Origin of the sequence: Rhodococcus sp. JS3073 (assembly GCF_026810085.1) — a bacterium.
GTDB classification, from domain to species: domain Bacteria; phylum Actinomycetota; class Actinomycetes; order Mycobacteriales; family Mycobacteriaceae; genus Rhodococcus_F; species Rhodococcus_F wratislaviensis.
This window is the reverse complement of the sequence record NZ_CP113951.1, coordinates 5,238,899-5,253,335: the sequence shown is the minus strand read 5'-3', so window position 1 is coordinate 5,253,335 and position 14,437 is coordinate 5,238,899. Positions and strand designations below refer to the sequence as shown.

Annotated in this window: 10 protein-coding genes, 1 pseudogene and 2 riboswitches; of the genes and pseudogenes, 3 read left to right on the top strand and 8 right to left on the bottom strand. The window is 67.0% G+C overall.

Translation table 11 applies throughout. The annotated features are described in order from the left end of the window. Position 1 precedes the first annotated feature (1 nt). The 3 genes from OYT95_RS23665 to OYT95_RS23655 form a co-directional block, all read right to left on the bottom strand. Entirely contained in the window at positions 2 to 1,354 is a 1,353-nt protein-coding gene (locus OYT95_RS23665) for an MFS transporter (protein WP_268789253.1), read from the bottom strand. Positions 1,355 to 1,524: 170 nt separating this feature from the next. After that, on the bottom strand, positions 1,525 to 2,802 hold the full coding sequence (locus tag OYT95_RS23660) for a hypothetical protein (protein ID WP_268789252.1): 1,278 nt from the start codon (positions 2,800 to 2,802) through the stop codon (positions 1,525 to 1,527). Positions 2,803 to 2,922: 120 nt separating this feature from the next. Further along, the gene (locus tag OYT95_RS23655) at positions 2,923 to 3,576 is read right to left on the bottom strand and encodes a TetR/AcrR family transcriptional regulator (protein WP_268789251.1); all 654 of its coding nucleotides are present in this window, start codon (positions 3,574 to 3,576) and stop codon (positions 2,923 to 2,925) included. A gap of 76 nt (positions 3,577 to 3,652) precedes the next feature. Here OYT95_RS23655 and OYT95_RS23650 point away from each other — a divergent pair, with 76 nt between their 5' ends. Further along, positions 3,653 to 4,546 carry an SDR family oxidoreductase gene (locus OYT95_RS23650; protein WP_128641059.1) on the top strand — a complete coding sequence of 298 codons (894 nt, stop codon included), beginning with the start codon at positions 3,653 to 3,655 and terminating at the stop codon, positions 4,544 to 4,546. Positions 4,547 to 4,576: 30 nt separating this feature from the next. Further along, positions 4,577 to 6,070 (top strand): flavin-containing monooxygenase, encoded by a 1,494-nt coding sequence (locus OYT95_RS23645; protein WP_268789250.1) that lies wholly within the window; start codon positions 4,577 to 4,579, stop codon positions 6,068 to 6,070. A 32-nt stretch (positions 6,071 to 6,102) separates the two neighbouring features. Here the strand turns inward: OYT95_RS23645 and OYT95_RS23640 are convergent, their stop codons facing one another. Together OYT95_RS23640 and OYT95_RS23635 are read right to left on the bottom strand one after the other, a co-directional pair. After that, positions 6,103 to 7,146, bottom strand: coding sequence for a YihY/virulence factor BrkB family protein (locus tag OYT95_RS23640; RefSeq protein ID WP_128641058.1), 1,044 nt, complete (start codon positions 7,144 to 7,146; stop codon positions 6,103 to 6,105). A gap of 42 nt (positions 7,147 to 7,188) precedes the next feature. Beyond that, a pseudogene (locus OYT95_RS23635) lies at positions 7,189 to 9,593 on the bottom strand (response regulator). 198 nt (positions 9,594 to 9,791) lie between these two features. On the opposite strand from OYT95_RS23635, the gene OYT95_RS23630 reads away from it, so the two are divergent. Beyond that, complete coding sequence (locus OYT95_RS23630; protein WP_128641057.1) at positions 9,792 to 11,138, top strand: MFS transporter; 1,347 nt, start codon at positions 9,792 to 9,794, stop codon at positions 11,136 to 11,138. Between the two features lie 69 nt (positions 11,139 to 11,207). On the opposite strand, the gene OYT95_RS23625 is transcribed toward OYT95_RS23630, so the two are convergent. The 3 genes from OYT95_RS23625 to OYT95_RS23615 are packed head-to-tail and all read right to left on the bottom strand — an operon-like array spanning position 11,208 to position 13,942. Continuing rightward, positions 11,208 to 12,431, bottom strand: a complete 1,224-nt coding sequence (locus tag OYT95_RS23625) for an amidohydrolase (protein ID WP_268789249.1) — start codon at positions 12,429 to 12,431, stop codon at positions 11,208 to 11,210. Between the two features lie 51 nt (positions 12,432 to 12,482). Next, positions 12,483 to 13,220 (bottom strand): hypothetical protein, encoded by a 738-nt coding sequence (locus OYT95_RS23620; protein ID WP_268789248.1) that lies wholly within the window; start codon positions 13,218 to 13,220, stop codon positions 12,483 to 12,485. Between the two features lie 29 nt (positions 13,221 to 13,249). Further along, positions 13,250 to 13,942 (bottom strand): DUF5058 family protein, encoded by a 693-nt coding sequence (locus tag OYT95_RS23615; protein ID WP_235214634.1) that lies wholly within the window; start codon positions 13,940 to 13,942, stop codon positions 13,250 to 13,252. 123 nt (positions 13,943 to 14,065) lie between these two features. Next, positions 14,066 to 14,166, bottom strand: a riboswitch (glycine riboswitch). A 3-nt stretch (positions 14,167 to 14,169) separates the two neighbouring features. Then, positions 14,170 to 14,261: riboswitch (glycine riboswitch) on the bottom strand. Positions 14,262 to 14,437 lie beyond the last annotated feature (176 nt).

The following is a 14,437-nucleotide window of genomic DNA, read 5'->3' as shown; positions in this document are numbered from 1 at the left end:
GCTACTCCTGCGGGGTCGACGTACGTCCGAGTTCGGCCAGCGGTACCCGGTACGTCTCGCGGGCAGTGAAGGCGGCGACGGACGAGACCAGCATGCAGAGCGCCGTGAACACCGCGACGGGGACCCACGCGTTCACCCCGGTGCCCAGCAGCGCCCAGCCGATCGCCGGGGCGAAGCCGGCGATGAGGAAGCCGATCTGCGTACCGACCGCGAAGCCGGAGTAGCGCACGGGCGCGGCGAACATCTCGGTGAAGAAGCTGGGCCAGAGGCCGTTCACCATCGAATAGAACAGCGTCATCGTGAGCAGCGCGGCGAGGAAGATCAGTGGAATGGAGCCGACCGAGATGGCCCAGAAGTACCCGAAGATCGTCACGGCGCACCCGAGGGCACCGGTGATCCAGACCGGTCGGCGTCCGACGCGGTCCGACAGCTTGGCGAGCAGCGGGATCGCGACGATGGACCCCGCGATCGACACGGACGACGCCCACAGCATCGTGGTGCGGTCGATGCCGACGTCGGGTCCGGTGGCGTAGGCGAGCCCGAAGACCGTGAACACCGTCTGCCCGACCGCGAACAGCGAACACAGAGCGATCCGCAGGACGTCCCGCCACTGGGTGGTCACGACGGTGACGACGGGCAGCTTCTGCACTTCCGCGTGCTCGCGCGACTCCTCGAACACCGGGGTCTCGTCGAGCTTGGTGCGCACGAAGTAGGCCACCACGAGCATGACCGCGCTGCACCAGAACGGAATTCGCCAGCCCCAGCTGTCGAGTTGTTCTTTCGGCAGCGCGGCCACGGGGATGAAGACGAGGGTCGCGAGGACCATCCCGGCGGCATATCCGGTCATGGTGAAACTGGTGAAGAACGCCCGCCGCCCCTCGGGTGAGTGCTCGAGCGTGAGGGTGCTGGCGCCGGCGGCCTCACCGCCCGCGGAGAATCCCTGCGCGAGCCGGCACAGCACGAGGAGGATCGGGGCCGCGATGCCGATCTGCTCGTACGTGGGCAGGAATCCGATCGCGAGACTGGACAGGCCCATGATGAGCAGGGTCAGCAGCAGAATCTTCTTGCGTCCCAGCTTGTCTCCGAAGTGGCCCAGGACGATGCCGCCGACGGGCCTGGCCACGTAGCCGACGCCGAACGTCGCGAGCGCGGCGACCGTGCCGATCGCGTCGTTGCCTGCCGGGAAGAACGTGTGCCCGAAGACGAGGGCGGCGGCGGATCCGTAGATGAAGAAGTCGTAGTACTCGAGCGCACTTCCGAGGAAGGACGCGAGCGCCGCCTTCTTCGGCGTCTTCGCGACCTCCGTGGGTGTCGCGGTCGTCGGGCTGTCGTGCGTGACGGCGGATACGTTCATCGACTCTCCTGCGATCGGGCCTGGCGTGGTGTGACACAACGTGCCAATCACGGCTACGCGTGCACAACGTCACATCCATCCATTGGAAAGCCGGCCTCGCGCCCCGGACGAACGGGACGGTCGTTGCGTCAGATCGAACGAGCGTCCCGTTCGTCCTGCAACGGCAACGGCTACGGATGCGCCGGGGACAACTCCCAGCCGGTGCTCATGTCGCGGGCGAGGTCGGGCACCCGCCGCAGCACCCGCTGGCTCTCGACGAAGTCGCGGAACGGGATGGCGAGCAGAGCCCGCAACTCTCCCGGACGTCCTTCGGCGAGCCGCTGGTAGGACGACGCGATGTCACTGACGATGTACTGCCAGCGCGGTTCGCGATCGGCCCAGTTGAAGCCGGGCATGGGCGTGCGGAGCCGGTAGGTCGAGCCGTTCACGTCGCCGTCGACCGACATCGGCGCAACCTGTCCCGGTGCGCGCGAACCGGGAACCGACGGTTGCGCCGCCAGGGTCGTGGCGTACGTGAGCGCGCGGCCGACGCCGTCGCGGGCCGCCGCGGTGACGTCCCACTGATCGGCGATGATCTGATTCTGCTCACGCGACGCCATCCGGAACAGCGCGTCCACATACCCTTCGGGTGTGCCGGAGAAGATGCCGTTCCAGGCGATCTCGGCGTTCTCGTCGAGCAGTCCGGCGGCGGCCATCTCCTCGACAGCGGTCCGGCCCTCGTTCAGGTACGCCTCGTGCATGGGCACCATGTCGAAGTAGATGTGCTTCTGCATCATCAGCAGGCGCTTCTGGTACCAGTCCATGTCCTCGGCGGTCATCGCCGGGCCGAGGGTCGCGAGCGTTCTCGGGTCCGCGGGCAGGAGCGTCATCGCTCCGCCGGGCAACCCCCGGACCGTGGACGCGACGGCGTTGCCCAGGGCGTGGACGGTTTCGACTCCGAGCACGGTGCGGCCGAGGTCGAGGTCCCAGAAGCCGGCGGCGAACGAACCTCCCGCCAGCCCGGCCATCCCGGACCAGTAGAGCTCGGTGCGCTGGAGTTGATACCGGCCGTAATTCTCGTAGACCCGGTCGACCACCGCAGCGTTGGCGATCAGCCCCGCGTTCGGATCCCACGCCGCCAGGTCGATGCCGGACGCCTCGGATCCTCGAGCGAGCCAATACTGTTGCAGAAGCGCGGAATAGCGTGTCGGAGCGACGCTGTCGGAGCGGGCGGCCGCGAGCGCGGCAGCGAGAACGGCGGAGTCGGTGGGCAACCGGGGGTCGAGTCCGCCGATCGATTCCGCCGCCGCGTTCGCCGGCGTGATGTCGAGCAGGCCCTCGTAACCGGCGGCGTGCGCGACGATCGGCGGCGGCGCCGCGAGCCCGACGATCCCGAGCAGCGCGACGAGCACCGCGCGGATCGTGGTGTTGCGGACCCACGGCGATTGGCAGTGCACAGCACCGGGCATGTCAGGTATTTAACAACATATATGTGATGGTGTCCGGGGTTTGCCGGGATTGCTGCCGGCACACGCAGTCCCAGGTCAGCGCACGTGAGTGGCAAAGCGTGCGCCCGGACTCCGCGCCACTCACGTGGGCGGGGTACCGAGTTGGCCCAGGACGGCCGAGAGGATGGTGTGCGCGCTGCCGATGACGGACTCGATCGGCTGCGGGTTCTCCGACAGCACCCATTGCTGGGCAATCATCAGCACGGCCCCCACCAGGCCGGTCGCGAGGGTGCGCAGGTGGAAGTCGGGGAATGCGGTCCGGTCGACGGCCGGACCGATTACGACGAGGACGGCGTCCACGAACGACAGGGTGACGCGACGGTACGCGTGGTCGACCTCCGGACCGACGCCGAGAACCTCCTGGAATGCGATCCGCGGGATCCGCGGGTCGTCGGCGACGGTTCGGAAGAACGCGGTCAGTGCACCGCGAACCCGCGCGTCGAGATCGGCGCCGCCGTCTCCCGCGCCGCGCAGGACGCTGTCCCGCAGGCGGTCGGTCACGCTCGCGTACGCCGCCAGGAGCAGGGCCTCGCTGTCGTCGAAGGACTCGTAGAAGTAGCGCTTGGTGAGCCCGGCGGTCGCGCAGATCTTCTCCACCGTCGCGGACCGGTATCCGCTGGTCCCGAACACTTCGACGGCCGCGTCGACGAGGCGCACGCGCCGCTCTTCCTGACGCTGGCGCGGACCCGCACCGCGGTAGGTGCGGCCCGTTGCGTCGAGCTTGGGCGAACTCACGCCCCCATATTGACACCGCACAGTTCCAGATACAAACTGACACCGAACGGTGCCAGATCACACGCCAGGAGATCCCATGCCCACGCTCAGGAACAAAGTCGCGCTCGTCACCGGGGCCGCGCGTGGCATCGGTGCAGAGACGTCTCGCGCCCTCGCCCGCAAGGGCGTCAAACTGGTTCTGATCGATCTGGACGCCGAACCGCTGAAGGCGCTCGCCGCCGAACTCGGCGACGACGTCGCGATCGCCGCGGCCGCCGACGTGTGCGATCTGGCCGCCGTGCAAAAGGCCGTCGACGCCGGCATCGCGAAGTTCGGCGGCATCGACCTCGTACTCGCGAACGCCGGCATCGCCAGTTTCGGCTCGGTCCTGCACGTCGATCCGGCCACGTTCAAGCGGGTCATCGACATCAACATTCTCGGCGTCTTCCACACCGTCCGCGCTGCACTGCCCTCCGTGATCGAACGCAAGGGCTACATCCTCGTCGTCTCTTCGCTCGCCGCGTTCGCGCCCGTGGCCGGTCTGGCCGCCTACAACGCGAGCAAGGCCGGAATCGAACATTTCGCCAACGCCCTGCGTCTCGAAGTCGCACACCACGGCGTCACCGTGGGCTCCGCGCACATGTCGTGGATCGACACACCGCTCGTCCAGGACGCGAAAGCCGACCTCACCGCGTTCAACCAATTTCTCGCCACTCTGCCGGGACCGCTCGGCAAGACGACGTCGGTGGGCTCGTGCGTCGACGCGTTCGTGGTCGCCCTGACCAAGCGGAAGCGCCGGGTCTACGTGCCCCGGTGGGTCGGAATCTTCGCCTGGCTGAAGGCGGTGGTGACGTCGCGGATCGGGGATCGCACGCTGCTACCCCCGGTCCCCCGGATCCTTCCGCTGATGGACGAGGAAGCCGCGAAGCTCGGCCGGTCCACCAGCGCACGTAATGTCGCTCTCGGCGACGTCGCCGTAGACCCGAAGTAACCACCCGTCCCCGCCAGCGAGAGAGTGTTCATGTCACACACCGATAGCGCCGTCGAAACCACCGGCGCGAAGGCTCCCGTCGAACACGTCGACGTGCTGATCATCGGGGCCGGACTGTCCGGGATCGGTGCGGCGTACCACCTGCAGGACAACTTCCCCCGACGGACCTACGCCATCCTGGAGAGCCGCGAATCGATCGGCGGCACCTGGGACCTGTTCCGCTACCCCGGTATTCGCTCGGACTCGGACATGCACACCCTCGGGTACCGGTTCAAGCCGTGGACGGGTGAGAAGTCCATCGCCGACGGGCCGTCGATCCTCGAGTACGTCAAGGCCACGGCGGCCGAGCACGGCATCGACCGGAACATCCGGTTCCAGCACAGGGTCGTTCGCGCCGAGTGGTCGACACCCGACGCCCAGTGGACGATCGACGCCGAGCGCTCCGATACCGGTGAAACGGTCCGGTTCACCGCGAACTTCCTGATGTCCTGCAGCGGTTACTACCGCTACGACGAGGGCTACACCCCCGAGTTCCCCGGGATCGACCGGTTCGCCGGGCAGGTCGTGCATCCGCAGAAGTGGCCGGAGGACCTCGACTACGCGGGTAAGCGTGTCGTCATCATCGGCAGCGGCACCACCGCGGTAACGCTGGCGCCGTCGATGGCCGCCGACGCCGCACACGTGACCATGTTGCAGCGGTCGCCCACCTACATCATCTCGATGCCGGCGAAGGACAAGCTGGCCAACAAGTTGCGGCGCCACCTGCCCGCCAAGCTCGCCTACGCGCTGACTCGGCTGAAGAACGCCTCGGTCGCGACCGCGATCTATCAACTGTGCCAGCGCTATCCGGAATTCATGAAGGGGCGCATCCGGCAGATGCAGGAGAAGTGGCTGCCGCAGGGCTACGACATCGACACCCACTTCACGCCCCGATACAACCCGTGGGATCAGCGACTGTGCCTCGTGCCCAACGGGGACCTGTTCCGTTCCATCCGGAACGACGAGGTGTCGATCGTGACCGATCACATCGACACCTTCACCGAGACCGGTATCACGCTGACGTCCGGCGAGGAGCTGCACGCCGACGTCGTCGTCACCGCGACCGGCCTGAACCTGCTCGCGTTCGGCGGAACGACGCTCGCCGTCGACGGCCACGACATCGACCTCACCGACACCATGGCGTACAAGGGGATGATGCTCAGCGGGGTGCCCAACTTCGCGTTCGTCATCGGGTACACCAACGCGTCCTGGACGCTGAAGGCAGACCTGGTGTGCGAGTACGTCTGCCGTCTCCTCGCGCACATGGACGCGAACGGGTTCGCGCAGTGCGCCCCGGAGCGCGACAGTTCGGTCGAGGAGGAGCCGTTCCTCGACTTCGCCGCCGGCTACGTGCTGCGGTCGGTGGAGTCGTTCCCGAAGCAGGGGTCGGAGGCCCCGTGGCGGCTGCGGATGAACTACTTCCGCGACCTGGTGACCTTGCGGCACGGCAAGATCGTGGACGACGCGATGGCGTTCCGCCCGTGAGTACTTGTTAACCGCCCGTGGTTAACAAGTACTCACGGGCCCGGAGGGCACTCACTCTCGCGTAGCGCCCTGCCCTCCTGCACGTACTGCTCGTACTTCTCGGCGTTCTTGTCGGAGGCCCGCGTATCGCGCGGCGGCAATTGCAGTTCGACCTCGGCCGGCATGCCGGCCTGCAATTCCCGTCCGCGTTCGAGTTCGGCATCCAGTTCTGCGCCGAAGAGCAACGCCAGGTTGGTGATCCAGAGCCAGAGCAGGAACACGATCACGCCGGCCAGGGAGCCGTACGTCTTGTTGTAGCTGCCGAAGTTGGCGACGTACAGGCCGAACAGGACCGACGCGAGAATCCACGTCACAATGGCGAGGAACGCGCCGGCGCTGATCCAGCGGAACTTCGGTTGCTTCACGTTGGGCGTGACGTAGTACAGGATGGCCACGGCTACCACGACGACGCCGAGGACGAACGGCCAGCGCGCGATGTTCCAGACGGTCAGGGCGGTGTCGCCGAATCCGATCGCGTCACCCACCGAGCGCGCGACGGGACCGCTCAGGGCGAGCATCGCCGCAGCAGCGGCCACCAGAACCAGACCGACGATGGTGACGGCCAGCATCAGGGGCCGGAGCTTCCACACCGGACGCCCTTCCTCGACCTCGTACATGCGGTTCATGGCGCGTCCGAACGCCCCGATGTAGCCGGACGCCGACCACACCGCACCCAGCAGGCCGAGGACGAGGGCCATGCCCGCGGTCGGAGCCGCGACCAGTTGCGCGATGGGGTCACGCAACGTGTCCACGGCGGAGGACGGCCCGAGGTCGTCGACCATCTGCAGTACCGCATCGGTGGTGCGCTGCCCCTGCCCGAACACCCCCAGCAGCGAGACCAGCGCCAGCAGCGCCGGGAACAGCGAGAGGACCGCGTAGTACGTCAGTGCGGCGGCCAGGTCGGTGCACTGATCGCGCGTGAACTCGTGCGCCGTCTTCCTGATGACGTACCACCAGGAGGGTTTCGTCAGGTCCGCAGGCGAATCCGGCTTGCGCGGATCGTCGGGGTCCGGTTCGGCGTGCTGATCGTCGTTCATCGGTCACGCCTACCCGGAACGCAGGTCGGGGAAACTGCGGCCTTATTCGCGGTCGGTGCCTGCGGTGAAGTTCGCGACGACCTCTGCCGCGATCTCCCGAAGTTTGACGTTGCGATTCTGCGGCACGAGGCGAGCTTGTCGAAAGCGGTGTCGGCGTCGCACTGGAAGGCGGCCATGGTCAGCCCGACAGCTTGGCTGAGGGTTGTTCGCGTATCCAGCGCTTTGCGCAGTTGTTCCGTTTCGAGCTCACTGTCCGTGACCAAAGTTTCGCGAAGCCACGACATTTCGAGATGAACACGCACCCGCGCGACGAGTTCGCTCGGCTGAAAGGGCTTGACGATGTAGTCGTCGGCTCCGTGGTTCAGCCCGTCGATGGTCGACTCCGTTCCCGCGCGGGCCGTGAGCAGAATGACCGGCAGCCGTGCCGTCGACTGCTCAGATCGCAGCTCTCGGAGGAAGTCGATGCCGTCGCGACCGGGAAGCATGATGTCGCTGAGCACGAGATGCGGCGTGCGGGCGGCGACGTGTTTCAGCGCGGACTCCGCGTCGGCGACGGCGTCGACGTCCCAGCCCTGCGCGCGCAGCAGTCGGGTGAGGTACGCCCGCAGGTCCGGGTGGTCTTCGACGACCAGGATGCGGCGGCGGTCCGCTCCGGATTCGTGCGATGCCGCGGCTTCGGCGGACGGTTCGAGCTGGTCGACGTCGCCGGAGGACGTCATCGCACCGACAGGTCGGTCGTCTGTGCGCGGGGTCACACCGTCCGGCGCCGGGATCCGCGGTACCCGGACGGTGAAGGTGCTGCCCCGGCCCGGTGCACTGTCGAGATCGACGGAACCGCCGAGCGCCGCGGCGAGATCGGCGACCAGGGAAAGCCCGATGCCGACGCCGCCACTGCCCGGCCCGCCGGCCTCGACGCGATGGAACCTGTGGAATACGCGTTCGCGTTCTTCGGCGGGAATTCCCACACCCGTGTCGGTCACGCTCAGCACCAGCCGGTCGGCGTCCTGACTGAGCGCGACGGACACGGATCCGGACCGGGTGTACTTGACCGCGTTCGACACGAGGTTCAGCACGATCTTCACCCACATCTCGCGGTCCAATTCGACCGGACCCGAGCCCTCGTCGATATCTGCCCGCAGTGCGAGGCCGGCCTGCACGGCGGCGGAATCGAACATGCTCACGCAGTCGGCCGTCAACCGGCCGACATCGGTCGGCTCCGCGCGGGGCCGAAGCTGACCGGCTTCCGCCTTGGACAGATCGAGCAGGTCGTCGACGAGCTGTTGCAGCCGGACCGCCGCCCGGTAGGCGGCCGCGATCGCGTCGCGCTGATCAGCGGACGATTCATCGCCGGTCGGCTCGCGCAGTGTCTCGAGGGGTCCGAGCAACAGGGTCAGCGGGGTACGGAACTCGTGACTGACGTTCTGGAAGAACCGCGTCTTCGCCGCGTCGAGCTCCGCCAGCGCAGCGGCGCGGTCCCGTTCGAATTCGTAGGCCAGAGCGTCCGAGATCAGGGTCGACACCTTCGCCGTGACCAACTCGGCGAAGCCCCGATACGCGTCGTCGAACGCGCGATACGGACTGATCCCGAGCACCAGCACGCCCACCGGCTCCGCGTGACCCGTCACGATCAACGGGCACAGCCGTACCTCCGTCACCGCCTTGGTCGCCACCGGCTGGGTGACGTCGGTCGCCGGGATCCGGGCGGGCCTGAACTCGCCGTCGTCGTCCACCCCGGCGGCACCGACGAGCACGAGGTCCTCGGCAGCGTCGTCCCCGGGACCGCCGACGACCTCGCCGCGGAGATAGATCGCCGCCAGCGGGACGTCTTGTCCGCTGGCGCCGAGTACCCGCACGACCGCACGGCAGGCATCGACCAGCGGATCGTCGCCGCCCGCGGTGGATACCGTGCCCAGTTGCCGCAGAGTCTCCAGTCGACGCTCCCCGAGCACGCTCGCGGTCACGTCGGTCGTCGCCACGAAGACCCCGGCGACGTTCCCGTCCTCGTCCTGCACCGGACTGTAGGAGAACGTCCAGTACGTCTCCTCGAGGTACCCGTGCCGCAGCATGTACAGCGGCTGATTCTCCGTGTAGGTGGATGCGCCGCCCGCCATCACCTGCTCGGCGAGCGGTCCCACCTCGTCCCAGATCTCCGCCCAGCACTGCGCCCCGGGTTCACCGATCGCGGCCGGGTACTTGGCGCCGAGGACCCGGGTGTACGCCTCGTTGAAGATCTGCACGAGCTCAGGGCCCCACCAGAGCAACATCGGGACCTCGGAGGGCAGCACGGTTCGCACTGCCGCCCGCAACTCGACAGACCACGTCTCGACGGGCCCCAGCGGCGTGGCCGCCCAATCGGTGCGGCGTAGCCGCTCCCGCGTCTCGCCCGGCCCGGCGAACAACCGTTCCGCCGACCAGGAATTACCGAAACCCGAGCCAGTCACATCCATGGACCTTTCCGCCCACTGCCGGTCGCCCGGACCCTTCCAGTTGTCAACAGGGAAATGATGGCCCAGCACCGCGTCCGACCGCCACTTCTCGTCTTCCGACATTCGGAAGCGAAGTTGGAAACGAGTGACCTGTCCGCCACGGTAGGTGAGTCGTGAGCCACATCACAGCCCACCTCTGAGAAAGAGCAGGTCCAGCGCATGCAATTCGACCTACGCGAACGCATCGACAGCAGCCCCATGACGCGCTACCAATGGGGCGCCATCGCCATCTGCGGTCTACTCAACGTGCTCGACGGCTTCGACGTCCTCGTCATGGCGTTCACCGCACAGTCGGTGTCGCAGGAGTGGGATCTGTCCGGGTCGATCGTCGGCCTCCTGCTCAGCGCCGGACTGTTCGGCATGGCCGCGGGGTCGCTGTTCCTGGCGCCGTGGGCTGACACCATCGGCCGCCGCGCCATGATCCTGCTGTGCCTGGCACTCGCGTCGACGGGCATGCTGCTGTCCGCGGTCAGCCAGAACGCGATGCAACTCGGACTGCTCCGCGCCCTCACCGGCGTCGGCATCGGCGGAATCCTCGCCAGCAGCAACGTCATCGCCAGTGAGTACGCGTCGAACCGCTGGCGCGGGCTCGCGGTGAGCCTCAATTCCACCGGTTACGCCGTCGGCGCCACCCTCGGCGGAATCATTGCCGTCGTCCTGCAGAACTCGCTCGGCTGGCGCTCGGTGTTCCTGTTCGGCGGACTGTGCACGGCGGCGATCATCCCCGTCGTCTACGCCCGGCTCCCGGAATCGATCGACTTCCTGCTCGTCCGGCGACCGGCCAACGCCCTCGACCGGATCAACGCGTTCGCCCAGCGGGCCGGTCAGCCGCGACTGGACGAGCTGCCCGCACCGCGTGCCGCCGCCACCGCCGACGCCGGTTTCGCGATGCGCGTCCTGCTGTCCCCGCAGCGACGCCGCAGCACACTCCTGGTGTGGTTCGCGTTCTTCATGGCGATGTTCGGGTTCTACTTCGTCACCAGTTGGACCCCGAAACTGCTGGTCGAGGCGGGCATGTCCGCGAACCAGGGCGTCACCGGCGGAGTGCTCCTCAACCTCGGCGGCATCTTCGGCGCCACCCTGCTCGGGGCGCTGTCCGCACGCTTCGCCCTGAAGCGTGTGCTCATCGCCTACATGGCGATCGCGGGTGTGCTGCTCGTCGTCTTCGTCCCTGCCACCGCGTCCATCGTCATCGCGTTCGGGCTCGGCGCCCTGATCGGCGTCTTCGCCAACGGCTGCATCGCCGGGCTGTACGCGCTCACGCCGTCGGTCTACTCGCCTGCCGTCCGGGCCACCGGCGTCGGCTGGGGAATCGGCATCGGCCGCGTCGGCGCCATCGCGTCGCCGATCGTCGCGGGCGCCCTACTCGACCGCGACTGGTCGCCCACCCAGCTGTACATCCTCGTGGCCGCGTCCTTCGTCCTCGCCGGACTCGCCGTGTCGCGGTTGCGTTTCGAGAAGACCGGCGTGGACGCCACCGCGGACGCACCGCTGACCACCCACTGAGGCGGCTCCGCCGCCCGTGAGTGGTTAACGAGTGCAGAGACTCGTCAACCACTCACGGGCCCGGAGGGCCTAGATCCCGACCTTCGACAGGATCGCCGTCATCGCCGCCTGGACGCCGGTGGACAGGGTGGGCTCCGCGACCGGCGCGAAGAACGGTGAGTGGTTCACCGGCACAGGCTTTCCGCTCTCGAGCGTGTCGGTGGTGTGACCGCCGAACATCCAGAACACCGACGGCACGCCGATCACCTCGGCGAGCAGGCCGAAGTCTTCCGAACCCATCATCGGCGACGACGGCGTGACGTTGTTCTCGCCCAGCACCTTCCGCAGCTCGGCGACGAGATCGGCGGTGGCGTCGGGATCGTTGTAGTTGCGCGGGAACGTGTACAGCTCCTCGATCAGCGGCTTCGGTGCCCCGGACGCGTCGGCCTCGGCGTAGATGATGCGGCGCAGCGCGGCGTTGACCTGCTCACGGACCTCGGGGTCGAGGGTGCGCACGTTGATCGTGAACTCGGCCCGGTCCGCGATGATGTTCTCCTTCAGCCCGGCATGGAACGTCGCGACCGTGACGACCGCCGGCTTCAGAGGGTGCACTTCGCGGGACACGATGGTCTGGATTCGGTTGATCATGTTGACGCCCTGGATGATCGGGTCGATCGAATCCTGGGGCTGGGAGCCGTGTGAGCCCTGACCGTAGACGGTGACCTTCAACGAATCGGCCATGGCCATCGCGTCGCCACTCGTGACGTGCACGGTGCCGGCCAGCATCGGCCCGACGTGCTGCCCGAAGACGATTTCCGGCTTGGGTGCCCGATCCCACAGGCCGTCCTCGATCATCGCCCTGGCGCCGGCCGCCGTTTCCTCGCCCGGTTGGAAGAGGAACACGATCGTTCCGGCCCAGGCCTCCCGCGCGCCGGCAAGCAATTCGGCGACGGTGAGCAGGGTGGCGACGTGCGTGTCGTGGCCGCAGCCGTGCATCACGGGCACCTCGGTGCCGTCGTCGAGGTATCCGGTGGCCGTGCTGGCGTAGTCGACGCCGGTGTCCTCCGCGATCGGCAGCCCATCCGAATCGGCGCGGAACGCCACCGTGGGACCCTCGCCGTTGGTCAGGACACCGACCACTCCGGTGCCGCCGCAGACGAACGTGTCGATCCCCAGGGCGACGAGGGAACTCTGGATCAGCTCGGCGGTCTTGTGTTCCTGCATCGACAGTTCCGGGTTCGCATGCAGGTAGCGGTAGAGGTCGTGCATCTTCGTCCGCAGCTCGTCGGTGAGCGCGATCGGCAGGTCGGTCATGGAGCCTACTTTCGAATCAGGGGAAGGTGACGTATCTCCGCGCATCGATTCTTACTCGATGGTCGCGAGCTCGGCAGGGCTCTGGTCGTTCTTGTTCCTGAGGAACCAGGCGAGGACCGCCGTCACGATCACCGCGATGGCGGTGGACGACAGCGCGAGGCTCGGCATCGCCGGAACCACGACGAACGTGATGATCGCGGCCACCAGCAGCGCGACCACCGTGGCCCGGGGCTGCTTCATCGACACGATCGCCTGCACGAGGACCGCCCCCAGGACCGAGGGAAGGATGTAGGAACGGGTGACGGTCACGATGTCGGCGGGAATCACACTGATCAGCCAGGTGCCGAGCAGCCCGACGAACACGGCCAGGGACACGAGGTGCACCATCGCGGCACCGCAGATCGCCAGGACCGCAGCCAGTTCGGCCCGCTTGGATCCGGGTTTGGCTCCGATGTTCGTCTGCGCGATCAGCGCGGCGGGCAACAGCTTGTTCGCGATGTTGCCGATCATGAACGCCTGGTACATCGCGGCCGGACCGAGGATGGGGAAATAGGTCAGGGGTTCGACCAGCCAGATGATGAAGAAGGTCCCGGCCACCGCGGCAAACGCGGTCCACAACTGGCCCGCCGTGACGTCCACCTCACCCGAGAACACCAGGTACAGAGGCGCACCGATCGACAGGAGCAACCCGGCGATCATCGTGATACGACCCCAGCGGGATGTCGTCTTGTCGAATTCGGCGAGTTCACGCGCGCCGGTGGACACTGTTACGGCTTCGTCGGTAGTCATCGAAAAGTCCTTTCCGTGCGAGTCGTGAATCAGGAGGTGACCAGGTAGGTGACGGTGAGTGCGACGAGGATCGAAATGCCCAGTCCCCATTCGCGGAGCCAGCTCTTGCCGAACGTGCGGGCGACGAAGAGGCAGATCCCCATCGCGACTGCGGAGGCGGCGAACGCGACGATGTGGTAGCTGGACTTCGTCAGTTCCTGAAAGCCCAGCGACGCGAACGCGCCGATCAGAGCGGCTGAGGGGACGACCGCCATCAACGCCGGATTCACAGTGCGGATCTTCGCGTCGCCCCGCTTGAGCAGTGGAGTGAGGATGAGCGCGGACAGCATCCACATCACGCCGCCGATGCTCATGGCGAAGAAGGCGACGACGAACACGTTCTGGGTGTACGTGTCGGCGCCGAGTTTCGCGCCCATGGAGTCGGCGGCGATGCTGGCCGCGGACACGTCGTACGCGGCGGAGCCGATCAAGCCGATGCGGGCCAGCACCGCGGGCGTGCCGAAGAGAGCGAGGAGGGCGATCGCGACGAGGCAGACCGCCAGGGACGGTCCGATCGCCGAGACGGCGCCGGAGCGGAACGAGACTTTCATGTCTTCCGGCGACATGTCCGCGACGGGTGCCACCTTGCGGACCGCGGTCATGTAGATCGCCGACTGCACGACGATGACGACGAAGATGCCGGCAACGGCCACCCAGAGAACAGGTGAGTTGGCGACAGCCATGATGTTCGTGGATGTCCCACTAGCAGTCACATTCATGGATCTCCCAGGGAGAGTGAGCAACCGGTGGGCCGATTGCTCGAGCGATGTGAGGGTGATCCGGTGGATCACCTCGGCTGACACCCGCTCTGTTCCGTAACCTGAGAGTTTGGAGACACACTCGTGGGAGTGGTCGTCGTGCCCCGTCGGTGAGCGTGCCGTTACAGGCGACACGCTGCTCTCCAGAGTTCCCGACCCTGACTGTCCTGGTGCCTGAGAGTTTGTGGGTACTTGCTCCTTCGGCGCCCGGGACGCGGTCCCGGAACTCTCCAGCCAGGTTCATAGGGAGAAACCATCGAGATGGTTCCGAATCGAACTGACTCGGGACGTACTGTTCCGCAGACGTATTACGAAAGCATGACTTCACCGTTCCGGCGTGTTAACTCACGACAGTTCCTGGTCGGAAATCGCCAGTGCGCGTTCGCATGCCGAACACCCCATGTGAGTGGCAAAGCGTGC